This window comes from Streptomyces sp. NPDC107528, assembly GCF_055639295.1.
This window is the reverse complement of record NZ_JBVKAV010000006.1, coordinates 346,846-370,457: the sequence shown is the minus strand read 5'-3', so window position 1 is coordinate 370,457 and position 23,612 is coordinate 346,846. Positions and strand designations below refer to the sequence as shown.

Annotated in this window: 22 protein-coding genes and 1 riboswitch; of the genes, 10 read left to right on the top strand and 12 right to left on the bottom strand. The window is 69.2% G+C overall.

Annotated elements, in window-relative coordinates:
• The first annotated feature begins 9 nt into the window (after positions 1–9).
• Positions 10–267, top strand: a complete 258-nt coding sequence (locus tag ACZ7L5_RS21470) for a WhiB family transcriptional regulator (protein WP_006142322.1) — start codon at positions 10–12, stop codon at positions 265–267.
• A 204-nt stretch (positions 268–471) separates the two neighbouring features.
• Here the strand turns inward: ACZ7L5_RS21470 and ACZ7L5_RS21465 are convergent, their stop codons facing one another.
• Both ACZ7L5_RS21465 and ACZ7L5_RS21460 read right to left on the bottom strand, forming a co-directional pair.
• Complete coding sequence (locus ACZ7L5_RS21465) at positions 472–1,947, bottom strand: sensor histidine kinase (protein ID WP_471518355.1); 1,476 nt, start codon at positions 1,945–1,947, stop codon at positions 472–474.
• Positions 1,948–2,361: 414 nt separating this feature from the next.
• Entirely contained in the window at positions 2,362–3,003 is a 642-nt protein-coding gene (locus tag ACZ7L5_RS21460; RefSeq protein ID WP_471518354.1) for a TetR/AcrR family transcriptional regulator, read from the bottom strand.
• A gap of 97 nt (positions 3,004–3,100) precedes the next feature.
• Between ACZ7L5_RS21460 and ACZ7L5_RS21455 the strand changes: the two genes are divergently transcribed.
• Positions 3,101–3,853, top strand: coding sequence for an SDR family oxidoreductase (locus ACZ7L5_RS21455; protein WP_471518353.1), 753 nt, complete (start codon positions 3,101–3,103; stop codon positions 3,851–3,853).
• Here ACZ7L5_RS21455 and ACZ7L5_RS21450 read toward each other — a convergent pair whose 3' ends face one another.
• Positions 3,854–4,942, bottom strand: coding sequence for an SIS domain-containing protein (locus tag ACZ7L5_RS21450; RefSeq protein WP_471518352.1), 1,089 nt, complete (start codon positions 4,940–4,942; stop codon positions 3,854–3,856).
• Between the two features lie 229 nt (positions 4,943–5,171).
• On the opposite strand from ACZ7L5_RS21450, the gene nagB reads away from it, so the two are divergent.
• Positions 5,172–5,957 carry a glucosamine-6-phosphate deaminase gene (gene nagB / locus ACZ7L5_RS21445; RefSeq protein ID WP_471518351.1) on the top strand — a complete coding sequence of 262 codons (786 nt, stop codon included), beginning with the start codon at positions 5,172–5,174 and terminating at the stop codon, positions 5,955–5,957.
• A gap of 81 nt (positions 5,958–6,038) precedes the next feature.
• Here the strand turns inward: nagB and ACZ7L5_RS21440 are convergent, their stop codons facing one another.
• The 6 genes from ACZ7L5_RS21440 to ACZ7L5_RS21415 form a co-directional block, all read right to left on the bottom strand.
• On the bottom strand, positions 6,039–6,584 hold the full coding sequence (locus ACZ7L5_RS21440) for a hypothetical protein (RefSeq protein WP_471518350.1): 546 nt from the start codon (positions 6,582–6,584) through the stop codon (positions 6,039–6,041).
• Positions 6,581–6,829 carry a helix-turn-helix transcriptional regulator gene (locus tag ACZ7L5_RS21435; RefSeq protein ID WP_328423586.1) on the bottom strand — a complete coding sequence of 83 codons (249 nt, stop codon included), beginning with the start codon at positions 6,827–6,829 and terminating at the stop codon, positions 6,581–6,583. The genes ACZ7L5_RS21440 and ACZ7L5_RS21435 overlap by 4 nt, the downstream gene beginning before the upstream one ends.
• Positions 6,830–6,926: 97 nt before the next feature.
• Complete coding sequence (locus tag ACZ7L5_RS21430; RefSeq protein WP_471518349.1) at positions 6,927–8,408, bottom strand: glycoside hydrolase family 3 protein; 1,482 nt, start codon at positions 8,406–8,408, stop codon at positions 6,927–6,929.
• 9 nt (positions 8,409–8,417) lie between these two features.
• On the bottom strand, positions 8,418–9,248 hold the full coding sequence (locus tag ACZ7L5_RS21425) for a carbohydrate ABC transporter permease (RefSeq protein WP_471518348.1): 831 nt from the start codon (positions 9,246–9,248) through the stop codon (positions 8,418–8,420).
• The gene (locus tag ACZ7L5_RS21420; protein ID WP_363035324.1) at positions 9,245–10,231 is read right to left on the bottom strand and encodes a carbohydrate ABC transporter permease; all 987 of its coding nucleotides are present in this window, start codon (positions 10,229–10,231) and stop codon (positions 9,245–9,247) included. Before ACZ7L5_RS21420 ends, ACZ7L5_RS21425 begins: the two co-directional genes overlap by 4 nt.
• A gap of 143 nt (positions 10,232–10,374) precedes the next feature.
• A complete protein-coding gene (locus tag ACZ7L5_RS21415; protein ID WP_471518347.1) occupies positions 10,375–11,652 on the bottom strand; it encodes an extracellular solute-binding protein in 1,278 nt (425 codons plus the stop codon).
• Positions 11,653–11,973: 321 nt separating this feature from the next.
• Here ACZ7L5_RS21415 and ACZ7L5_RS21410 point away from each other — a divergent pair, with 321 nt between their 5' ends.
• The 5 genes from ACZ7L5_RS21410 to mctP all read left to right on the top strand — a co-directional run bounded on the left by ACZ7L5_RS21410 (position 11,974) and on the right by mctP (position 17,220).
• Positions 11,974–12,738 carry a GntR family transcriptional regulator gene (locus tag ACZ7L5_RS21410; protein ID WP_471518346.1) on the top strand — a complete coding sequence of 255 codons (765 nt, stop codon included), beginning with the start codon at positions 11,974–11,976 and terminating at the stop codon, positions 12,736–12,738.
• 136 nt (positions 12,739–12,874) lie between these two features.
• Entirely contained in the window at positions 12,875–15,031 is a 2,157-nt protein-coding gene (locus ACZ7L5_RS21405; RefSeq protein ID WP_363035320.1) for a carbon starvation CstA family protein, read from the top strand.
• Positions 15,021–15,200, top strand: coding sequence for a YbdD/YjiX family protein (locus ACZ7L5_RS21400; protein ID WP_328879400.1), 180 nt, complete (start codon positions 15,021–15,023; stop codon positions 15,198–15,200). Before ACZ7L5_RS21405 ends, ACZ7L5_RS21400 begins: the two co-directional genes overlap by 11 nt.
• A gap of 128 nt (positions 15,201–15,328) precedes the next feature.
• Positions 15,329–15,595 (top strand): DUF3311 domain-containing protein, encoded by a 267-nt coding sequence (locus ACZ7L5_RS21395; protein WP_363035318.1) that lies wholly within the window; start codon positions 15,329–15,331, stop codon positions 15,593–15,595.
• The gene (mctP, locus tag ACZ7L5_RS21390) at positions 15,592–17,220 is read left to right on the top strand and encodes a monocarboxylate uptake permease MctP (protein WP_328879402.1); all 1,629 of its coding nucleotides are present in this window, start codon (positions 15,592–15,594) and stop codon (positions 17,218–17,220) included. The genes ACZ7L5_RS21395 and mctP overlap by 4 nt, the downstream gene beginning before the upstream one ends.
• A 30-nt stretch (positions 17,221–17,250) precedes the next feature.
• On the opposite strand, the gene ACZ7L5_RS21385 is transcribed toward mctP, so the two are convergent.
• Entirely contained in the window at positions 17,251–17,658 is a 408-nt protein-coding gene (locus tag ACZ7L5_RS21385; RefSeq protein ID WP_471518345.1) for a hypothetical protein, read from the bottom strand.
• On the bottom strand, positions 17,643–19,322 hold the full coding sequence (locus ACZ7L5_RS21380) for a hypothetical protein (protein WP_471518344.1): 1,680 nt from the start codon (positions 19,320–19,322) through the stop codon (positions 17,643–17,645). The genes ACZ7L5_RS21385 and ACZ7L5_RS21380 overlap by 16 nt, the downstream gene beginning before the upstream one ends.
• Before the next feature lie 348 nt (positions 19,323–19,670).
• A riboswitch (cobalamin riboswitch) is annotated at positions 19,671–19,809 on the top strand.
• A gap of 124 nt (positions 19,810–19,933) precedes the next feature.
• Between ACZ7L5_RS21380 and ACZ7L5_RS21375 the strand changes: the two genes are divergently transcribed.
• Both ACZ7L5_RS21375 and ACZ7L5_RS21370 read left to right on the top strand, forming a co-directional pair.
• Entirely contained in the window at positions 19,934–22,375 is a 2,442-nt protein-coding gene (locus tag ACZ7L5_RS21375) for a ribonucleoside-diphosphate reductase subunit alpha (protein WP_471518343.1), read from the top strand.
• Positions 22,375–23,388: a ribonucleotide-diphosphate reductase subunit beta gene (locus ACZ7L5_RS21370; RefSeq protein WP_328879405.1), complete on the top strand. Its 1,014-nt coding sequence runs from the start codon at positions 22,375–22,377 to the stop codon at positions 23,386–23,388. Before ACZ7L5_RS21375 ends, ACZ7L5_RS21370 begins: the two co-directional genes overlap by 1 nt.
• Here ACZ7L5_RS21370 and ACZ7L5_RS21365 read toward each other — a convergent pair.
• Positions 23,301–23,540, bottom strand: a complete 240-nt coding sequence (locus ACZ7L5_RS21365; RefSeq protein WP_328879406.1) for a hypothetical protein — start codon at positions 23,538–23,540, stop codon at positions 23,301–23,303. The genes ACZ7L5_RS21370 and ACZ7L5_RS21365 overlap by 88 nt on opposite strands.
• Positions 23,541–23,612 lie beyond the last annotated feature (72 nt).

Genomic DNA, 23,612 nt, shown 5'->3' with positions numbered 1-23,612 from the left:
GTAGCAGCCATGGACTGGCGTCACAACGCCGTTTGCCGCGAGGAAGACCCCGAGCTCTTCTTCCCCATCGGCAACACCGGTCCTGCGCTGCTGCAGATCGAGGAAGCCAAGGCCGTCTGCCGTCGCTGCCCCGTTATGGATCAGTGTCTGCAGTGGGCGCTCGAGTCCGGCCAGGACTCCGGCGTCTGGGGTGGTCTCAGCGAGGACGAGCGTCGCGCCATGAAGCGCCGTGCCGCCCGCAACCGGGCCCGTCAGGCCTCCGCCTGACAACACCCGCCCCGCAAACAGCCTGAGCTTGGCGGCGCGTACAGCGAGTACGCATCTCCCGCCCCCGAGCCGCAGCGCGCAGTACCCCCGATGCGCTTAGCAACACAGAGCAGCAACGAGCACTGGCCCTGGACCGGATGGTCCAGGGCTCTTTGCTGTCCACCCCTACTCGCGCGGCCTACTTGTGCGCCTTACTTGCGCGGCCTACTTGTGCGCCCGAACCGGGATGTCCAGGATCACCCTGGTCCCCCGCTCCGGTGCCTGGACCATGTCGAACGTGCCGCCCAACTCGCCCTCCACCAGCGTCCGTACGATCTGCAGGCCGAGGTTGCCGGCGGTGTGCGGGTCGAAGCCCTCGGGGAGGCCCACGCCGTCGTCCTGGACCGTGACCAGAAGGCGGACCTGCTTCGTCGTACCGCCGCGGACGGCCGAGACCTCGACCGTGCCGGTGTCGCCCTCGCGGAAGCCGTGCTCCAGCGCGTTCTGGAGGATCTCGGTCAGGACCATCGACAGCGGGGTGGCGACCTCCGCGTCCAGGATGCCGAAGCGGCCGGTGCGCCGGCCGGCGACCTTGCCGGGTGAGATCTCGGCGACCATCGCCAGCACCCGGTCGGCGATGTCGTCGAACTCCACGCGCTCGTCGAGGTTCTGGGAGAGCGTCTCGTGCACGATCGCGATCGACCCGACCCGCCGTACCGCCTCTTCGAGGGCCTCGCGGCCGCGGTCGGACTCGATGCGGCGGGCCTGGAGGCGCAGCAGGGCCGCCACCGTCTGGAGGTTGTTCTTGACGCGGTGGTGGATCTCCCGGATGGTCGCGTCCTTGGTGATCAACTCGCGCTCGCGGCGGCGCAGTTCGGTGACGTCCCGGAGCAGCACCAGCGAACCGATGCGCGTGCCCTTGGGTTTGAGCGGGATCGAACGGAACTGGATCACACCGTCACCGGACTCGATCTCGAACTCGCGCGGTGCCCAGCCGCTGGCGACCTTGGCCAGCGCCTCGTCCACCGGTCCCTGCGTCGGGGCGAGTTCGGCGGTGGTCTTGCCGAGGTGATGGCCGACGAGGTCGGCGGCGAGGCCGAGGCGGTGGTAGGCCGACAGTGCGTTCGGGGAGGCGTACTGGACGATGCCGTCGGCGTCGACGCGGATCAGACCGTCGCCGACGCGGGGCGAGGCGTCCATGTCGACCTGCTGGTTGGCGAACGGGAACGATCCGGCCGCGATCATCTGCGCGAGATCCGAGGCACTCTGGAGGTACGTCAGCTCAAGGCGGCTCGGGGTGCGCACGGTCAGCAGGTTGGTGTTGCGCGCGATGACGCCGAGGACGCGCCCGTCACGTCGTACGGGAATCGACTCGACGCGGACCGGGACCTCCTCGCGCCACTCGGGGTCGCCCTCCCGCACGATCCGGCCCTCGTCGAGCGCGGCGTCCAGCATCGGACGGCGGCCGCGCGGGACGAGGTGGCCGACCATGTCGTCCTGGTACGAGGTCGGGCCGGTGTTGGGCCGCATCTGCGCCACGGAGACATAGCGGGTGCCGTCGCGGGTGGGGACCCACAGGACGAGGTCGGCGAAGGAGAGGTCGGAGAGCAGCTGCCACTCCGAGACCAGCAGGTGGAGCCACTCGAGGTCGGAGTCGTCGAGGGCCGTGTGCTGGCGTACGAGTTCGTTCATGGAGGGCACGTGGCCGAGCGTACCTGGCGGTACGGACATGGCTGGAAACCAGCCACTACGGGAGGCGATACGGCCCTGAAAACACCCGCGGGCCGCGGCGCCTGAGAGGGACCCTCAGCCCTCCCGGCACCGCAGCCCGGAGCAACATCGGCCGTGGGGTGTGCGGTCCCGGTCGGCCGAAGGATGAGGAGCCGGGGCAGTCAGGGCAGAGAGCTCCGGTTCCTCGGTCCGCCTTCCTGTGCGGGGAAGACGGAAGTCGGTGCGTTCTAGTACTACGCACTCCTTCGCATTGTGGACTAGACCACTCTGGTGTGTCCATGCGTTGGAGGGTGTTTGCTGTTGGCGCTTCTTCGCGGGCTCCGAACCAACTGGAGGACCAGCGGGACGCCCTACCATCCACCACGCAGCCTAACCCGTGTGGGTTCATGTGCGAGGCCAGTTGGCCATGGCAATTTCCGCAAGTGCCTCCAGTTCCTCCCGGCTCGCCCCGTCGCGCGCCTGTTGTGACATGCCCTGGATCATTGCGCCGGCGTGCCGGGCGAGGGCGGGGGCGTTGACGCCGGCGGGGAGGGCGCCGGTGGCGATGTCTGCTTCGATACGGCTGCGGATGGCACCGATAGTGGCGTTGCGCCGGTCGCGCAGCGAGTCGGCCACCTCCGGGGTCGTGCAGTTGATGGCCGCGTGGGCGATGAGGCAGCCCTGCGGATGGCCGGGATCCGTGTAGACGCCGGCGGCCTCTCGCAGGGTCCGCTCGACGGCCGCCCGGGAGGTGGGCTCCTCGGCGAGGGCGCGGTCCGCGAACGAGGCGTAGCGCGAGGTGTAGACGCGGACGACCTCATCGAAGAGCGAGCGCTTGTCGCCGAAGGCCGCGTACAGACTCGGGGCGCCGATGTCCATGGCGCGGGTGAGATCCGAGACGGACGTCGCCTCGTAACCGCGCTCCCAGAAGGCCAGGATCGCCTTCTCCAGGGCGGTTTCCCGGTCGAAGGAACGGGGCCGTCCGCGCGTCTTCGCCGTAGGCCGCGCCTCCGCCCCGGTCCCCGTCGTCGCCTCGCTGCTCACCATGGAGTGCATTTTATAGCGAGCACTAGAGAAACGGCGGCGGGCTGTTGTACGTTCTTTCTGTAGCGACCGCTAGGGAATTGCGAGGGGGGGCGTCGGCATGGGCGTGCTTGCGGGCAGGACGGCACTGGTCACGGGGGCGAGCAGGGGGATCGGACGAGCGATCGCCGAACGACTGGCACACGACGGGGCACGGGTCGCCGTGCACTACGGCAGTAACGAGGCGGCGGCGAAGGAGACGGTCGCTTCGATCGAGACGGCGGGCGGCAGCGCGTTCGCGGTTCGCGCCGAACTGGGCGTGCCCGGTGACGCCGAGACTCTCTGGGAGGCCTTCGACAGGCATGCGCTGGGCGTGGACATCCTGGTGAACAACGCGGGCATGGCCGTCTTCGCGACCATCGGGGAGACGGACGAGGAGGCGTACGACCGTACGCAGGCGGTCAACGCGAAGGCACCGTTCTTCATCGTCAAGCACGGTCTCGGACGCCTGCGCGACCACGGCCGGATCATCAATGTCACGGCCGCCACGGACTACGCCATCGCCCCCATAGCCGCCACCCACATGGCCAAGGGCGCGGTCACCACCCTGACCCGCTCACTCGCTGCCGAGTTGGCACCGCGCGGTATCACCGCCAACTCCGTCGGGCCCGGCTTCATCGACACGGACCTGACGAGCGCCGCACTCGCCGACCCCGGCATACGCGGGCACGCCGAGGCCGTCTCGGTCTTCAAACGCGTAGGTACGTCGTCCGACGTGGCCGACGTGGTGGCCTTCCTGGCGTCGGCCGACTCACGCTGGGTCACGGGGCAGCACATCGACGCGACCGGGGGCTCGCTGCTGAGCCTGCACTAGTCAGCGCGTCTCCGTCACCTTCGCCAGTGCCCGCGGCGCGTCCGGGTCCTGGCCTCGGGCGATGGTGACCTCGTAGGCCAGGAGCTGGAGCGGGAGGATCTCCAGGATCGGCTGGAGTTCCTCGGCGACGCCCTCGGTGGGCAGGACGAAACCGGCCGAGGCCTGCTCGACCTGGTGCCGGGCGCCGATGACGACCAGGTCGGCGCCACGGCCGCGGAGCCGGTCGAGGACGGGCTGGAGCACCTCGCCGCCCTTGCCGTCGGTGACGACCGCGATGACCGGCGAGACGTTGTCGACCATGGCGAGCGGGCCGTGCAGCAGGTCGGCGCCTGAGTAGGCGAGGGCCGGGATGTAGCTGGTCTCCATGAGCTTGAGGGCGGCTTCCTTGGCCGTGGGGTAGCCGTAGCCGCGGGAGGTGATCACCATGCGTTCGGCGAAGCGGTAGCGGGCGGCGAGGGTGCGCACCTCGTCCTGCCGGGCGAGCAGTTGCTCGGCGAGATCCGGCAGCGCCATGGCGGGGGTGCCGTCACCGCCGCGCAGACCTTCGACGAAGAGGTACAGGGCGAGAAGGGAGGCCGTATAGGTCTTGGTCGCGGGCAGGGCCCTCTCCGGTCCGGCCATGACGTCGAGGTGGTACTCGGAGACGGCGGCCAGCGGGGAGTCGGGGTTGTTGGTCACCGCGAGCGTGATCGCGCCGGCCTCGCGGGCGGCCCGGGTCGAGGCGACGAGGTCCGGGGAGCCGCCGGACTGGCTCACGGCGATGACCAGGACGTCGGTGAGGTCGGGACGTGCGCCGTAGGCGGTGGTGGTCGACATGGAGGTCAGGCCGCAGGGCAGGCCAAGGCGGATCTCCAGGAGGTACTTGGCGTAGAGCGCGGCGTGGTCGGAGGTGCCGCGGGCGGTGAGCAGGACTAAGCGGGGCGCGCGGGCGGCGATCTCCTGGGCGACGCGGCGGATGGCGGGGGCGCCCTGGGACAGGATCCGGCGCAGCACTGCGGGCTGTTCGGCCATCTCGCGGGCCATGATCCGGCCGGGGAGTTCGTTGTGAGGGGCGTGCGGGTCGGGAGGGTACGGGGTCGTGGTGGTCATGGGACCCTCCCTGCTCTCGCGCCCGCTGCCGGGCATGGCGCCTGTCGCTTCCGGCGGACAGTCTCCATTCCACTCCCCCACGGGCAATGACGCCTGCCCGACGGGGAGCCGAAATGTCCACGGGACTTGCGTTCACCTGGGCCCCGTAGCCTCGCTCTGTTAGATTGGTCTAAACCACATGCCCCTTCAGGGTGCCCTTCGAGTCCTACTTCAGATCGGCAGGCCCAGCGTGGAAGTTGTCATCGTTCCGGACGCCAAGGCGGGTGGCGAGCTGATAGCCGAGGCCATGGCCCAGCTACTGCGGCGCAAGCCCGACGCCCTGCTCGGCGTGGCCACCGGGTCGACGCCACTGCCCATCTACGCGGCGCTCTCGGCCAAGGTGCGCTCCGGCGCCGCCGATGCCTCGCGGGCGCGGATCGCGCAGCTCGACGAGTATGTGGGGCTGCCGGCCGAGCACCCGGAGTCGTACCGGTCGGTGCTGCGCCGTGAGGTGCTGGAGCCGCTCGGGATCGGGATGGACGCGTTCATGGGGCCGGACGGTACGGCCGAGGACGTGCCTGGGGCGTGCGAGGCGTATGACGCGGCGCTGGCCGAAGCGGGGGGTGTGGACCTGCAGTTGCTCGGGATCGGGACCGACGGGCACATCGGGTTCAACGAGCCGTGCTCCTCGCTTGCGTCGAGGACCCGGATCAAGACGCTGACGGAGCAGACCCGGGTCGACAACGCGCGGTTCTTCGACGGGGACATCGAGCAGGTGCCGCACCACGTCATCACCCAGGGGATCGGGACGATCCTGGAGGCGCGGCACCTGGTGCTGCTCGCCACCGGTGAGGGCAAGGCGGACGCGGTCGCCGCGACCGTCGAGGGGCCGATCGCGGCCGTGTGCCCGGCCTCGGCCCTGCAACTGCACCCGCACGCCACGGTCGTCGTCGACGACGCTGCCGCGTCCAAGCTGAAGCTGGCCGACTACTTCCGGCACACCTACGCCAACAAGCCCGAGTGGCAGGGGATTTAGGCGCCGCACGGGCCGGGCATGCGCGCGGCGGGCACCCGGGGACAGGGGACCCGCCGTGCGCTCGCCGGACATGCGTCAGGGCTAGAAGATGGCCGTCTCGTCCTCGGTCGGCTCGTCATCGGTCGGCTCGTCCTGAGCGGTGAGGCCGGCCACCCACAGCGGCATCAGCCAGTGGGCCGCGAGGACCGCGGCGAGGACGGGCGCCGCGTAGACGCGCAGGGCGTCGCCGTCTGCGGCGCCCGCCGTCAGCAGGCCGACCACGGCCGCGAGCAGCAGGCTGGTCATCGCGCGGTGGGCGCGGGCGAGCACACGCCTGCGTTCGGCCGACTGCCGCTCGTCGAGGGCGCGTTCGCGCAGTTCGAGCAGGCCCCGGGTGGCGCCGTTGATCACGCCTGTCGCCACCATCCACGGCAGCATCAGCACTGCCGCGGCGATGACGGCCCACATCGGCTCCGTCGACGAGAGGGAGAAGTACGTGGTCAGCGCCCCGATGGCCACGGTGAGTGCGACGTGCGCGGCGACGACCAGTCGGCGACGCGTGGTCGTGGCGTACAGCGGGCGTCCTCGGGGGTCGTTCATCAACCGCAGCATGCTCCGGTCGTAGCGCGTCAGCCGCGTCGTCGTCATGACTGTTTCCTCCCGTAGACCTCGTCCGTGAGCGGCCGGAACGGATCGAGGGAGAACAGCGCCTCGACCGGCAGTCCGAAGAACTTCGCGATCTTCAGTGCCAGGTCGAGGCTCGGGTTGTACTGCCCCCGCTCGATGTAGCCGATGGTCTGGTAGTGGGCTCCCACTGCCTCGGCCAGGCTCTGGCGCGACACCTTGCGTTCGGCACGCACCATCGCCAACCTGTTGTGCACCTGCTCGCTCATGTATAAGAAGTACTACATTCGGGAGTGGAGGTGCAACCACAGGCATCGAGCGGGACGGGGACGAGCGGGTCACGGGGACGCGTCGGCCTCGGGGGACTCACACCCCGGCGATGACCTCCGCTGCCGCACGCCCGCACACGCGGGCCGCACCGTGCGTGGCGATGTGCAGGGCGCCGCGGGCTTTGGCCTGGGGGACGCCCATTTCGACGACGACCGTGTCCGGGCGGGAGCGCAGCAGGGTGTCGAGGGCCGTTGCCATCCAGGGGTGGCGGTGCTCGTCGCGGACGACGGCCACCATGCGACGGCCGGCCGCTGCCTGCAGCGCCTCCAGCCCCGCCTCCTCCCCCGCGTAGCCGCCCGTCTGGGTGCCGGGGAGCAGTCGGGCCAGTTCGGCGGCGACGCCCCAGGGGGTCTCGTCGCCGACGGCGATGTTCGCGACGGGGGTGAACGCGGCGACGTAGGGCGCCTCGGTGAGCGGGGTGAAGCCCTCCGAGCCGGTCACCTTCAGTGCGCGCCGGGCGGCGACGAGGCCCACGTCCGGGCGCGCCTCACCCTCGGTACCGGGGACGCCGGCCGTCCAGCCGGCCAGCTCGCGGACCCGTTGCGCCGCCTCCGCCAGCCGTTCCTCGGGGAGTTCGCCGGCGCGCACCGCCGCGACCAGGGCGTCGCGCAGGCGGCGTACCGTCTCGTCGTCGGCGAGGCCGCCGCCCACGCAGATCGCGTCGGCGCCGGCCGCGATGGCGAGGACGCTGCCGCGTTCGATGCCGTAGGTGGCGGCGATGGCCTGCATCTCCATGCCGTCGGTGACGATCAGGCCGGTGTAGCCGAGTTCGCCGCGCAGCAGGTCGGTCAGGACGGGCCGGGACAGGGTTGCCGGGTGGTCGGGGTCCAGGGCCGGAACCAGGATGTGCGCGCTCATCATGGCCCTCGTGCCGGCGGCGATCGCCGCGCGGAACGGGGAGAGTTCCCGGTCGGCCAGGACCGAGGCCTCGGCGTCGATGCGGGGCATCGAGTGGTGGGAGTCGACCGCCGTGTCCCCGTGGCCGGGGAAGTGCTTGGCGCAGGCCGCCACGCCCGCGGACTGCAGGCCGGTGACGTAGGCCGCGGTGTGCCGGGCGACCAGGGCGGTGTCGGCGCCGAAGGAACGTACGCCGATGACCGGGTTCGAGGGGTTGGAGTTCACGTCGGCCGACGGGGCCCAGTTGAGGTTCACTCCGCAGGCTGCCAGGCGGCGGCCCATCTCGAAGGCCACCTCCCGCGTCAGCTCCACGTCGTCCACCGCGCCCAGCGCGTGGTTGCCCGGGAAGCTGGAACCGGTGCGCACCTCCAGCCGCGTCACATCACCCCCCTCCTCGTCGATCGCGACCAGGACGTCGTCGCGCTCGGCACGCAACTGGGCCGTCAGAGATGCCAGTTGCTCGGGCGAGGCGATGTTGCGGCCGAACAGGCCGACGGAGGCGAGGCCCTCGCCGAGGCGGCGCAGCAGCCAGTCGGGGGCGGTGGTGCCGGTGAATCCGGGCTGGAGGACGGTCAGGGCATCGCGCGTCAGTGTGTCGGTGCCGCTGGCGAAAGTCGTCATCGGGTGGCGTTATCCCTTCACGGCGCCGGCCGTCAGGCCGCTGACAGCCTTGCGCTGCAGGAAGACGAAGAGGATCAGGATCGGGATGGCGAAGAGGGAGGACGCAGCCATCGTCGCGCCCCAGTCGTTGCCGAAGGCGGTCTGGAAGCTGGACAGCCACAGTGGCAGGGTCTGCGCCTCGGCCTCCTTGTTCAGCACCAGGACCAGGGGGAATTCATTCCATGCGGTGATGAAGCCGAACAGGGACGTGGACATCAGGCCCGGCGCCAGCAGCGGCAGGATGACCTTGCGGAAGGCCTGGGCGCGGCTGCAGCCGTCGACCATCGCGGCCTCCTCCAGCTCCCTGGGGACCGCAGCGACGAAGCCGCGCAGGGTCAGGATGGTGAAGGGCAGGATCATCATCATGTAGAAGACCGTGAGCGGCAGGAGGCTGTTCAGCATCGACGCGTCCCGCACGATCATGTACATCGCGATGATCATGACCTCCCAGGGCGCCATCTGGGCCATCATGAAGCCGATGACGAACCCGCGCCGCCCCTTGAACCGCATCCGGGCCAGGGCGAAGGAGCCCGCCAGCGCGATGACCAGGGCGAAGCCGACCGCGCACAGGGTGACGATCAGTGAGTTGGTGACGTACGTCCAGAAGTGGTCGACGCCGGTCGCCCGCTCGAAGTGGTCGAAGGTGATGTCGGTCGGGAACCACACCGGGTTCTCCGAGATGATGTCGCCGGTCGGCTTGAAGGCCGTGGAGAACATCCAGTACACGGGGAAGACGAAGCCGATGAACAGGACGACGGCCGTGATGTTGGGCCACAGGCGGCCGAAGAGAGAGCGCTTCACAGCTCGTCCTCCTCTTGCTTGAGCACGATCCTGAGGTAGTACGCGGTCAGGCCGAGCAGGATCAGGATGGTCAGGACGGCGATCGCGGCGCCCATGCCGTAGTGCTGGTTGCCGACGCCCTCGATGTAGGCGTAGACGGGGAGGATCTCGGTGAGCCGGTCGGGGCCGCCGCCGTTGATGGTGAAGACCTGCACGAACGCCTTGAAGACCCAGATGATCTCCAGGAAGGTCGTGGCGTAGAGGAACGGCCGCAGGAAGGGCATGGTCACCGTGGTGAAGCTCTTCCAGGCACCCGCGCCGTCGAGCGCGGCGGCCTCGTACAGCTCGCCCGGGATGGTGGTCGTGGCCGCGTACAGGTTGATCGCGACGAACGGGATCGACATCCAGACGATCAGCAGGGTGACCACGAAGAACGTCGACATCTGGCTGCTGGTCCAGCTGTAGTCGGCCATGGAGTGCCAGCCCAGCTTGTCCAGCACCCAGTTGACGACACCGAAGCGCTGCGCGAACAGCCACTGGTAGACGGTGCTCGCGGCGACCACGGGCATCGCCCAGGCCAGCACGAGCCCGAGCAGCAGCATGACCCTCATCCGCTTGCCGAGGCGGGCGAGGAGCAGGCCGACCAGGGTGCCCACGACCATGATCAGGGCGACGTTGACCGCCGTGAACAGGATCGAGCGCAGGGCCACGCGCCAGAAGTCCTCGCCGGTGAGGACCTCCTTGTAGTTGTCGATGCCGTTCCACTCGGTGACGTGCTGGATCAGCTGCGCCATGTTGAGGTTCTGGAACGACAGCAGGACGTCCTTCACCAGCGGCCAGCCGAGCAGCAGCACGGTGGCCGCACAAGCCGGCAGCAGCAGGAGGTACGGGGTGAACGCACCGAGGCGGGACGCGGCTCGGGGCCGCGGCCCCGCGGATCCGCTCTCGGCTTTCCCGACTGCGTCCACCGGACCGGAAGGCGGCCGTTCGGTCTGCACGGTCATGCTCGCGATCTCTCTTCTCGGCCTGCATGTTTCGGCCTACGTCACTCGGCCTGCGTATCTGGGCCTGCGTACGTGGACCCGCGTACGGTCGCCGGGGCGGGGGGCGTCACGCGCATCCCCCACCCCGGCGCGACCCGGTGCCCCTACTGCTGCTGAGCCAGACGCTTGTTGAGCTCGTCCTCGACCTGCTTGGCCGCCTCGGCCGGCGACTTACCGTTCAGCACGGCGGTCATGTAGGTCTTGACGGGGTTGGGCGCGTTCTCCACGGCCGCCCACTCCGGGATCAGCGGCGTGGTGCCACCGCCCGCGGCGGCCGGCGCGGCGGCCTCGGCGACGGCGTTGCCCTTCAGGTTGCTCTGCAGGGACTCCTTGTTCGGGATGACGCCGTTCTGCTTGGCGAGCTCGCCCTCGTACTGGTCGGACAGGGCGATCTTCAGGAACTCCTTGGCGAGCTCCTGCTTCTTGCTGCCCGCGGCGACCGCGAGGTTGGAGCCACCGAGGAAGACACCCTCGGGCTTGTCGGCCGTGGCACCGGGGATGGTGAAGTAGCCGATGTCCTGCTCGATCTTCTTGTTGGCCGCGATCGCCGTACCGGCCTCCCAGCCCATGCCGATGAAGGCGCCGACGTTGCCCTTGGCGAACACCTCGGCCTGCTGCGGGGTCGCCTCGTCCTTGTCCTTGGGCGCCTTGGACAGCGCCTGGAACTTCTTGTACGTCTCCATGGCTGCGGCGACCTTCGGGTCGTCGAGGTTGGAGACGTACTTGTCGCCGTCCTTCTTCACCAGCTCGGCGCCCTCACCGATGGTCAGGCCGACGAAGTGGTACCAGTTCTGGCCCGGCAGGTAGATGGGCTCGGCGTCGGTCTTCTCGCCGATCTGCTTGAGGTCGGCGTAGAACTCGTCGCGGGTCTTGGGGGTGTCCTTGATGCCCGCCTCGGCCCAGACCTTCTTGTTGTAGAGGACGACGCGGTTGGCGAAGTACCACGGGGCGGCGTACTGCTTGCCGTCGTAGATGGAGGACTCGTTGAGGGACTCGGCCCAGTCGGTGCCGATCCCGGTCTTGAGGTCGGCGAGGTCGGCGAGGCCGCCGGTCTTGGCGTAGGCCGGGGTCTGGGTGTTGCCGATCTCGAAGACGTCCGGCGGGTTCTCCTCCGACAGGGCGGTGGTCAGCTTCTGCTGGATGCCGTTCCACTGCTGGATCTCGAACTTGACCTTGGCCTTGGTCTTCTTCTCGAAGGCGGCCTGGACGTCCTTCTGCCACTGGTCCGGGGACGAGCCGTCCATCACCCACACCGTGAGCGTCTCGCCCGCGTAACCGTCGGCCCCTGCCTTGTCCCCGCCGTCGCCGTTGTCGCCCCCGCACGCCGCCAGGGAGATCATCATGCCCGCGACACCGATCGCGGATATCAGCTTGCGCTTCACGCCACCCTCCTCAGGGATGCCACAAACCCCCCTGCCTCCCCGCACGAGCGTTGGGCCGGGACCTGGACCAATGGTGTAGACCAGTACGGGGAGCTTGGACCAGACCAGAAAGCGTGTCAAGGGGCATGGAATGGGGCCTGACCAGCCGTTATGCGACCTACATATGAAGGAACCTTTAAGTAAGAAGCCAGCGAAAACACCGATGCCGGAGTACTCTCGTCCGCTAGACCACTTGGCACTGTGGACTAGACCAAATCAGGCGGCGACGGTATATAGAAGGGATCACGATGTGACCCGCATCCGGAGCCGGGAAGGCGAAGCATGAGCACCGACGTCAGCAGTGCGGAGAACGAGAACGGCGCGACCGTCCGTACCGCCCGCGTGCCCAAGTACTACCGCCTGAAGAAGCACCTTCTCGACATGACGGAGACCCAGGCGCCCGGCACCCCCGTACCGCCCGAGCGCACGCTGGCCGCCGAGTTCGACACCTCCCGCACGACCGTGCGCCAGGCCCTGCAGGAACTGGTCGTCGAGGGTCGCCTGGAGCGCATCCAGGGCAAGGGCACGTTCGTCGCCAAGCCGAAGGTCTCGCAGGCCCTGCAACTCACCTCGTACACCGAGGACATGCGCGCCCAGGGCCTGGAGCCGACCTCCCAGCTGCTGGACATCGGCTACATCACCGCCGACGACCGCCTCGCCGGCCTCCTCGACATAACGGCCGGCGGCCGGGTGCTGCGCATCGAGCGGCTGCGCATGGCGAACGGCGAGCCGATGGCCATCGAGACGACCCACCTGAGCGCCAAGCGCTTCCCGGCCCTGCGCAGGTCCCTGGTCAAGTACACCTCCCTCTACACCGCGCTCGCCGAGGTCTACGACGTCCATCTCGCCGAGGCCGAGGAGACCATCGAGACCTCCCTGGCCACCCCGCGCGAGGCCGGCCTGCTCGGCACGGACGTGGGCCTGCCGATGCTGATGCTGTCCCGGCACTCGCTGGACCGGGACGGACAGCCGGTGGAGTGGGTACGGTCCGTCTATCGCGGGGACCGCTACAAGTTCGTGGCGAGGCTCAAGCGGCCTCAGGACTGAGCCCGCCCGGGAAGGTGAAGGGACCGCACGTGAGGGGCAGCACGTGAAGGGACGACAACTCCCGCACGCGGTGTAGCGCGTCTCCCCAACCTGCTCTACGTTCCTCCCGTCGCCGCATGGACGGGAGGAACACCCGGTGCGTACCGCGAATCCCCGAACCATCGTCATCTGGACCCTGGTCGCGCTGGTAGGTGCCGCCGGCTGGACCGTGCTGGCACTGTCCCGCGGCGAGGAGGTCTCCGCCGCCTGGATGGTCGCCGCCGCCCTCGGCACGTACGCCATCGCCTACCGCTTCTACGCCAAGTTCATCGCGTACAAGGTCCTCAAGGTCGACCGGACCAGGGCCACCCCGGCCGAACGCCTCAACAACGGCATCGACTTCCACCCCACCGACCGCCGTGTCCTGCTCGGCCACCACTTCGCGGCGATCGCGGGCGCCGGACCCCTGGTCGGCCCGGTCCTGGCCGCGCAGATGGGGTATCTCCCCGGCACGATCTGGATCATCGTCGGCGTCATCCTCGCGGGCGCGGTCCAGGACATGGTGGTGCTCTTCTTCTCCACTCGCCGCGACGGACGTTCGCTCGGCCAGATGGCGCGCGAGGAGATCGGCCCGTTCGGCGGCGCGGCCGCGCTGCTGGCCACCTTCGTCATCATGATCATCCTGCTCGGCGTGCTGGCCCTGGTGATCGTCAACGCCCTCGCGCAGTCCCCGTGGGGCACGTTCTCCATCGCGATGACGATCCCGATCGCCCTGCTGATGGGCTTCTACCTGCGGGTGCTGCGTCCCGGCCGGGTCGCCGAGGTCTCGCTGATCGGCGTCGCGCTGCTGCTGTTCGCCCTGATCGCGGGCCGCTGGGTGGCCGAGTCGTCGTGGGCCGACACCTTCACGCTCGCGCCCTCGACGCTGGTCGTCTGGATGGTGGCGTACGGCTTCATCGCCTCGATCCTGCCGGTGTGGATGCTGCTGGCGCCGCGCGACTACCTGTCGACCTTCATGAAGATCGGCACGATCTTCCTGCTCGCCCTCGGCGTCGTCATCGCCCTGCCGACGCTGAAGATGGACCCTGTGACGGACTTCGCCTCCCGCGGGGACGGCCCGGTCTTCGCGGGCTCGCTCTTCCCCTTCGTCTTCATCACCATCGCCTGCGGCGCGCTGTCCGGCTTCCACGCGCTGATCTCCTCCGGTACGACGCCGAAGATGATCCAGAAGGAGACGCAGGTCCGGATGATCGGGTACGGCTCCATGCTGATGGAGTCGTCGGTCGCCGTGATGGCGCTGGTGGCGGCAAGCATCATCGACCCCGGCCTGTACTTCGCGATGAACGCGCCCGCCGGCGTCATCGGCGACACGGTGCAGAACGCCTCGCAGGTCGTGGGGAGTTGGGGCTACCAGATATCCCCGGAGGCGCTCGCGCGGGCGGCGGAGAACGTCGAGGAATCGAGTCTGCTCTCCCGTACGGGCGGTGCGCCCACCCTCGCCATCGGCGTCTCGGAGATCTTCTCCGAGGTCACCGGCGGCGGCCTGCGTGCCTTCTGGTATCACTTCGCGATCATGTTCGAGGCGCTGTTCATCCTGACCGCCCTGGACGCCGGCACCCGCGTGGGCCGCTTCATGCTCCAGGACATGCTGGGCAACGTCCACCGGCCCTTCAGGAACATCAGCTGGAAGCCCGGCCTGCTCATCACCAGCGCCGTGGTGTGCGGCCTGTGGGGCTACTTCCTGTGGGTGGGCGTCCACGAGCCCCTCGGCGGCATCAACCAGCTCTTCCCGATCTTCGGCATCTCGAACCAACTGCTCGCGGCGGTCGCCCTCGCCGTCTGCACGACCCTGCTGGTGAAGTCGGGGCGCCTCAAGTGGGCCTGGATCACCGGGGTTCCGCTCGCCTGGGACGCGACGGTGACGCTGACCGCAAGCTGGCAGAAGGTCTTCTCCAGCGACCCGAAGGTCGGCTTCTTCAAGCAGCGCCAGGTGTTCCAGGACGCCATCGACCGCGGTGAGGTCCTGCCGCCGGCCAAGAGCATGGACGACATGCACACCGTGGTCACCAACTCCACGGTGGACGGCGTCCTCACCGCGGTCCTCGCGCTCCTGATCGTCGTCGTGATCGTCGACGCCACCCGCGTCTGCGTCCGGCACGTGCGCCGCCCGGCGCTGTCCACGCTCAGCGAGGCGCCGTACGTCGAGTCGAAGATCACGGCTCCGGCGGGGCTGTTCCCGACCAAGGAGGAGAAGGAGGAGGAACGCCGTGCGGTCGCTGAGGCGAGCAGTCAGTCTTCGGCGGGTGTTCAGTAGTGTGCGCTGGTACGTGCGAGAGTTGACCGACGAGTCGGCATATGACCGCTATGTCACCCACGTACGGCATGAGCACCCGGACGCGGAAGTGCCCTCCCGGCGCGACTTCGAGCGGATGCGGACGGACCGTCAGGAAGCAGATCCACGCCAGGGGTTCCGCTGCTGCTGAGCGCCCGGTCGGCGTGCACACCAACCCTCCACATCCGATATGCGGACAGGGTCTTCCGCTGTCGTTGCACCGTCACCTACATTGCCCGGGCGTTTCTCAGGTGATCAGTGAGGGGACGGAGCCGTCAGATGTCAGATGCCCCAGAAGTGAACAGAGAGCCGGTGGTGACACCCGTACGGGTCGTCATCGGCCTCTGTCTCGTCGCGCCCTTCGTGGCGATGTTGTGGGTCGGTTCGTACGCCAAGACCGATCCGGAGTTCGCCGGCATCCCGTTCTTCTACTGGTACCAGATGCTGTGGGTCCTGCTCTCCACGGTGCTGACCATGGTCGCGTACAAGCTGTGGCAGCGTGACCAGCGCGCCCGCGGCTCCCGGAAGGGCGGTGCGTCGCAGTGAACGACGGCGTGAACGGCGTCGCGCTCGGCGTCTTCATCTTCTTCTTCCTGGCCGTCACGGTCATGGGCTTCCTGGCCGCGCGCTGGCGCAAGGCCGAGAACGAGAACAGCCTCGACGAATGGGGCCTGGGCGGCCGGTCGTTCGGCACCTGGGTCACCTGGTTCCTGCTCGGCGGCGACCTGTACACGGCGTACACCTTCGTCGCCGTACCCGCGGCGATCTACGCGGCGGGCGCGGCCGGCTTCTTCGCCGTGCCGTACACGATCCTCGTGTACCCCCTGATCTTCACGTTCCTGCCCCGCCTGTGGTCGGTCTCCCACAAGCACGGCTATGTGACGACCTCGGACTTCGTGCGCGGTCGCTTCGGCTCGAAGAGCCTGTCGCTGGCGGTGGCCGTCACCGGCATCCTGGCGACGATGCCGTACATCGCGCTCCAGCTGGTCGGCATCCAGGCCGTGCTGGACGTGATGGGCGTCGGCGGCGGTGAGAACACCAACTGGTTCATCAAGGACCTGCCGCTGCTCATCGCGTTCGGTGTGCTGGCCGCGTACACCTACTCCTCGGGCCTGCGCGCGCCCGCGCTGATCGCGTTCGTGAAGGACACGCTGATCTACATCGTCATCGCGGTGGCGATCATCTACATCCCGATCAAGCTCGGCGGCTTCGACGAGATCTTCGCCAAGGCGGGCGAGGCGTACAGCCAGACCAACCCGGCCACGGGCGCGCCGCGCGGTTCGCTGGTCCCGGCCGAGGCGGGGCAGTGGACGTACGCCACGCTGGCGCTGGGCTCCGCGCTCGCGCTGTTCATGTACCCGCACTCGATCACCGCGACGCTGTCCTCGCGCAGCCGTGAGGTGATCCGCCGCAACACCACGATCCTGCCGCTGTACTCCCTGATGCTGGGCCTGCTGGCGCTGCTGGGCTTCATGGCGATCGCGGCCGGCATCAAGGTGCAGAACGGCCAGCTGGCGATTCCGCAGCTGTTCGAGACGATGTTCCCCGCCTGGTTCGCGGGCGTCGCCTTCGCGGCGATCGGCATCGGTGCGCTGGTGCCGGCGGCGATCATGTCGATCGCGGCTGCGAACCTCTTCACCCGCAACATCTACAAGGACTTCATCAAGCCGGACGCGACGCCCGCACAGGAGACCAAGGTCTCCAAGATCGTGTCCCTGCTGGTGAAGGTGGGCGCGCTGGTCTTCGTCCTCACCATGGACAAGACGGTCGCCATCAACTTCCAGCTGCTGGGCGGCATCTGGATCCTGCAGACCTTCCCGGCCCTGGTCGGCGGCCTGTTCACACGCTGGTTCCACCGCTGGGCCCTGCTGGCCGGCTGGGCCGTCGGCATGATCTACGGCACGGTTGCCGCGTACGGCGTCGCTTCCCCGACCCAGAAGCACTTCGGCGGTTCGGCGAAGGAGATCCCGGGCATCGGCGAGATCGGCTACATCGGCCTCACGGCGTTCGTGCTGAACGTGGTGGTGACGGTGGTCCTGACCTTCGTCCTGAAGGCCGCCAAGGCCCCCGAGGGCATCGACGAGACGAAGCCGGAGGACTACACGGCGGACGCGGGCGACCCGGGCGTCCAGGTCGAGCTGCCGCCGGCCACGGCGGGGACGAGCCACTGACCCAGTAGGCAGAAGGCCGGGCGTACCGCACTAGCTGCGCGTGCGCCCGGCCATTTGCTGCCAGAAACCGTCGAGTTCGCGCACCCGCATGCTGACCCAGTGCGGTGTCTTCCTGCGCAGGCCCCTGGGAAGACATCGGCGTACTCGCCCCGCCAAAAGGCCTTGCTGCTGGCGGCAGAACGGCTCCCGGATCTCCCCGCGCGGCACACAGCCCCGGGGCGGGTAGGGGCAGAGCTGGAACTTGCAGTCGGGCGGACAGGTCGTCCCCGGCGCGGGCGGGTCCGCCATGCCGGCCCGCAGGTCGGGCCGCAGCGGGCGGCGATCGCTGCGGATGCACGGCGGGAGTGACGACGTCCCCGGCTGCTCCGCGCGGATCATCCGCTCCTCGACCTCGTCCGGATGCCCGTCCCGTTCGATGAGGTTCAGCAACACCAGCACGTCGGCGACCAGGCACTGGGCGCGCGCGTCGAGGGTGCTCCAGCCGACCGAGGGCGGGATCCACAGGTTGTGCTTGCTGTAGTGCCGGGGGTTGCCGGTGCGCGCGCCGATGTTGTCGGCGACGCCCTTCTCGTCGATCCAGAGGAAACGCTCGGGTTGCCCGGTCTCCAGGGTGAGGGCCACCAGGTCCCCCGCCTCGGCGACGAACGGATGCAGGGGCCGCGGGGGCGACGCACCGTTCGCCTCGGGATGCCCGGGTGCCCGGTTCGCCGTGCCGGCCATCGACAGCCAGCGCTCCACGGTCTGCACGGGGGTCGCTCCGCCCAGCGCCCGTGGCGGCTCGCGCCCGTCGTCGTGCCCGTCCCCGCCCGGCGTCGCGTGCCGCTCCCGCTCGTGGAGCCGACGGTGTCGGGAAGCCTCCACAGGCACAGCGCCTGGAGCAGCATGAGCTGCGCGTACCAGCACCGGGACTGCTGGAGCACGGTCTCCGCCTGCCGGATCAGGTCCGCGCGACCCCCCTGGTAGGCCCGCGGATGCCGGATCCGGCGGTTGGCCGCGTACTTGAAGCCCTGGGCCAGCGCGGCCTCCAGGGCGAGCGGCAGATCGGGGGCGCCGCCGGTCGCCTTCGGGTCCAGATGGCGCAGCCACTTGGTGAGGCGTTCGCGGGCCTCGTCACGGTGTGCCTCGTCGACGGAGCCCAGCAGCATGGGGATCATCCAGGCACGCATCACGAACTCCCGGAACAGAACGACCCGTTTCCTGCGGTACTCCTCATTGAGCTCGCGCCGGTCCTGCTGCAGCCGCCCGATGCGCTCGGTCCTGGCCCGTGAGGGCGCGCCCGTCGCCCGCGCCCGCGCCATGCGCTCGGCCCACTGCTCGTACTCACCGCGTTTCCAGGCCTTCAGCTCGCCGAGCCGGTCGCTGTACTCCTGCCCGGGGTCGGTGTTCAGCCCGATCCGCCCGCGGACCACGGCGAAGGCCGGATTGCCGCCGCTGCCGAACTCCTGGGCGACGGCCAGGCGTATCGAGCAGGAGGGTTCCTTCACACCGATCTGGACGAGCTGTTCGTAGAGCGGGGTGGTGTCGATCCGGTCGGAGACGCTGCGCAGGGCGGCTCCGAGTTGCCTGAGCAGCCTCAGTTTGGCGTCGTCGAGCCTGCGCCGGTCGCCCTTGAAACCGGTCCAGGTCCCGCGCACTTCGTCCAGGATGTCGCCCAGCAGCCGTGGAGAGTCCTCCACGCTCTCGATCTCCACGGCGGCCGCGTAGAGATCGAGCGCCTTCGGATCGTCGGTGCGGCGTTCCGCGGCCTTGCAGAGCCGGTGGGCCAGGGTGCGCCCGCGCACCCGTGACCGTCGAAGCCGTTCCTCGACCTCCTTCGTCACCTCGGCCCGTACGCCTTCCCGGCGGGCCCTGACCCGCGCCGCCCGGCGGCGCGACAACAGCACCAGGGCCATGAGCTGTTCGCGGCTGGGTCCGGGTGGCTGGAGCACCTGCTCGACGCGCTCGCCGGCTCCCCGCTCGCCCGGCTGCCACAGCACCCGGTAGCCGAAGTAGGCCTGGATGATGCTGTGCGGGAAACGGACCTTGCGCTCGAAGCCCTCCGCCAGGCCGAGCTTGTCCGCGTTGCGCGCGATCCGGGCGAGGGCGGCGCGGCACTGGTCCATGTTGCCGCCGCGCAGCCGCCTCCTCTCGTCCGGGCCGATCCGCCCGGCACAGCACGTCCCAGATCTGCCGCCGGTGCCACTCGCAGAAGACGTTCCCGCGCCTGCCGTACCGGTCGAAGGCGAAGCACTCCCGGAACCCCCGCAACCCGGCGGCCCTCGGCGAGATCACCGCCCAGGCCGGCCTCCAGGACGGCGATCCACGAACCCCGGGCTTCGTCCGCATGCCCGAGCGGGACCGGAGCCCGATCCCGCACCTCGCCGACATCACGCTCCTCACCCACAAGTTGACGCTCTGAAACCAGCACGACACAACATCTGGGGGTGGCGTGGCGGGTGAGCACAAGATGTATGCTCATGCTCGCTGTCGCCGCAGGGGAATCCGGTGCGAATCCGGAACTGTCCCGCAACGGTGTACTTGTGCATGTCTGTTCCAGGACCGGCGTGCGCAGGAGTCAGTCCGAGGACCTGCCGACAGCGCGCCCGGCCACCCGGCCGGTGCGCCCGACGTCCGGGCCTCGCGGAATGGGCCGGTGGACGCGACGCCGTGTGCGCTCGTGTGCTGCCCCCTGCCCTCGCCGAGGCCCCCGTGCCGAGCGAGGGAGAGCCCCCACGTGACCATCGCGCCCGCAGATCCGGCCTCAGCCGTTCCTACCGTCCTCACGGACGAGGACGCTCCGGGAACCGCCCACCCGTCTCCCACCGCCACCCTCAACGGAGGCCCTGCGGGCCACGGTGCCGATCTGCTGCGGATCCTGACCGAGCTGACCGCCGACCTCCCCGACGCCGACCCCGGCCGGGTCGCCGCCGCCGCGCTGCGCGGCCGGTCCGCGTTCGCGGACGAGGCGGAGCTGCGCGAGCTGGCCACCGAGGCGGCGGCCGGCCTGATCTCCGAGGACCCCGCCTACAGCAGGCTCGCCGCCCGGCTGCTGACCCTCTCCATCGCCGCCGAAGCCGCCTCGCAGGGCGTCACGTCCTTCACCGGGTCGGTCGCGGTCGGGCACCGCGAGGGCCTGATCGCCGACCGGACCGCCGAGTTCGTGCGCCTGCACGCGGCCCGCCTCGACGCGCTGGTCGACACGGACGGCGACGACCGTTTCGGCTACTTCGGGCTGCGCACCCTGCACAGCCGCTACCTCCTGCGGCACCCCATCACCCGCAAGGTCGTCGAGACGCCCCAGCACTTCATGCTGCGCGTCGCCGCCGGTCTCGCCGAGGACGACACCGCCCGGTCGGTGGACGAAGTCGCCGCGCTCTACGGGCTCATGAGCCGCCTCGACTACCTCCCCTCCTCCCCCACCCTCTTCAACTCCGGCACCCGGCACCCCCAGATGTCGTCCTGCTACCTCCTCGACTCCCCCAAGGACGAGCTGGACTCCATCTACGACCGCTACCACCAGGTCGCCCGCCTCTCGAAGCACGCCGGCGGCATCGGCCTGTCGTACTCCCGCATCCGCTCCCGGGGTTCGCTGATCCGCGGCACCAACGGGCACTCCAACGGCATCGTCCCGTTCCTGAAGACCCTCGACGCCTCGGTCGCCGCGGTGAACCAGGGCGGCCGGCGCAAGGGGGCCGCCGCGGTCTACCTGGAGACCTGGCACTCCGACATCGAGGAGTTCCTGGAGCTGCGGGACAACACCGGTGAGGACGCCCGCCGTACGCACAACCTGAACCTCGCGCACTGGATCCCGGACGAGTTCATGCGCCGGGTCAACGCCGACGAGTCGTGGTCGCTGTTCTCGCCGTCGGACGTGCCGGATCTCGTCGACCTGTGGGGCGAGGAGTTCGACGCGGCGTACCGCAAGGCGGAGGCGGCCGGGCTCGCGAAGAAGACCATCCCGGCCCGTGACCTGTACGGCCGCATGATGCGTACCCTCGCGCAGACCGGCAACGGCTGGATGACCTTCAAGGACGCCGCCAACCGCACCGCCAACCAGACGGCCCTGCCGGGCCATGTCGTGCACTCCTCCAACCTCTGCACGGAGATCCTGGAGGTCACGGACGACGGGGAGACGGCGGTCTGCAACCTGGGGTCGGTCAACCTCGGCGCCTTCGTGAACACGATGACCGGCGACATCGACTGGGAGCGGCTGGACGCGACCGTCCGCACGGCCGTCACGTTCCTCGACCGGGTCGTCGACATCAACTTCTACCCGACCGAGCAGGCGGGTCGGTCGAACGCGAAATGGCGGCCGGTCGGACTCGGCGCGATGGGCCTGCAGGACGTCTTCTTCAAACTGCGCCTGCCCTTCGACTCGGCCGAGGCGAAAGCCCTGTCCACCCGGATCGCCGAGCGCATCATGCTCGCCGCCTACGAGGCCTCCACCGACCTCGCCGAGCGCAACGGCCCGCTGCCGGCCTGGGAGAAGACCCGTACCGCCAGGGGTGTTCTGCACCCCGACCACTACGACGTCGAGCTGACCTGGCCGGAGCGCTGGGCGGCCCTGCGCAGCCGTATCGCCACGACCGGCATGCGCAACTCCCTGCTCCTCGCCATCGCGCCCACCGCGACCATCGCGTCGATCGCCGGTGTCTACGAGTGCATCGAGCCGCAGGTCTCCAACCTGTTCAAGCGCGAGACGCTCTCCGGCGAGTTCCTCCAGGTCAACTCCTACCTGGTCAACGAGCTCAAGGAGCTCGGCGTCTGGGACGCCCGCACCCGTGAGGCGCTGCGTGAGGCGAACGGCTCGGTGCAGGAGTTCGCCTGGATCCCCGAGGACGTACGGCGGCTCTACCGCACGGCGTGGGAGATCCCGCAGCGCGGCCTGATCGACATGGCGGCACAGCGGACCCCGTTCCTCGACCAGGCACAGTCGCTGAACCTGTTCCTGGAGACGCCGACCATCGGCAAGCTCTCCTCGATGTACGCGTACGCCTGGAAGTCGGGTCTGAAGACGACGTACTACCTGCGCTCGCGCCCGGCGACCCGCATCGCCCGCGCCGCCCAGGGTCAGGCCGCCCAGCCCGAGAAGACCATCCCCGTCCAGCAGGTCGCCGAGCCCGACGCCGTCGCCTGCTCCCTGGAAAACCCCGAGTCCTGCGAGGCCTGCCAGTAATGACCACCCGTAACGCCAACCTTCTCGACCCGGGCTTCGAGCTGACCCTGCGCCCCATGCGTTACCCGGACTTCTACGAGCGCTACCGCGACGCGATCAAGAACACCTGGACCGTCGAGGAGGTCGACCTCCACTCGGACGTCGCCGACCTGGCGAAGCTCTCCGAGGGCGAGCAGCACATGATCGGCCGGCTGGTCGCGTTCTTCGCGACGGGCGACTCGATCGTGGCGAACAACCTGGTGCTCACGCTCTACAAGCACATCAACTCCCCCGAGGCGCGCCTGTACCTGAGCAGGCAGCTCTTCGAGGAGGCCGTGCACGTCCAGTTCTACTTGACGCTGCTCGACACCTATCTCCCCGACCCGGCGGACCGGGCGGCGGCCTTCGACGCCGTCGAGAACATCCCGTCCATCCGCGAGAAGGCCGAGTTCTGCTTCAAGTGGATCAACGAGGTCGAGAAGCTGGAACGCCTGGAGACCAAGGCCGACCGGCGTCGCTTCCTGCTGAACCTGATCTGCTTCGCCGCGTGCATCGAGGGCCTGTTCTTCTACGGCGCCTTCGCGTACGTCTACTGGTTCCGCAGCCGGGGCCTGCTGCACGGCCTCGCCACCGGCACCAACTGGGTGTTCCGCGACGAGACGATGCACATGAGCTTCGCCTTCGATGTGGTCGACACCGTCCGCAAGGAGGAGCCGGAGCTGTTCGACGACCAGCTCCAGGAGCAGGTCACCGACATGTTGAGGGAGGCCGTCGAGGCCGAGCTCCAGTTCGGGCGCGACCTGTGCGGTGACGGCCTCCCGGGCATGAACACCGAGTCGATGCGGCAGTACCTGGAGTGTGTCGCCGACCAGCGTCTGACGCGTCTCGGCTTCGCTCCGGTGTACGGCTCCGAGAACCCCTTCTCCTTCATGGAGCTCCAGGGCGTTCAGGAGTTGACCAACTTCTTCGAGCGGCGTCCCTCGGCGTACCAGGTGGCGGTGGAGGGCACCGTCGACCTGGACGAGGACTTCTGAGCCTCGGTCCTGTCGCGTTCCTGGGCCTCCCTGATCTGACGGTCGATGCGCCGGTCGCGCGCCGCGCCGATCAGTGACGGGAGGGCCAGGACGACGAACATCCCGAGGACGACGATCATGGCGAGCAGTGTCTGTGTCTGGTCTGCATTCATGACACCACTGTCGCGCCGGACACTCCTTACGAACAGTGGCAGGACTGCCGCACGCCCTCGATTTACTGCCAC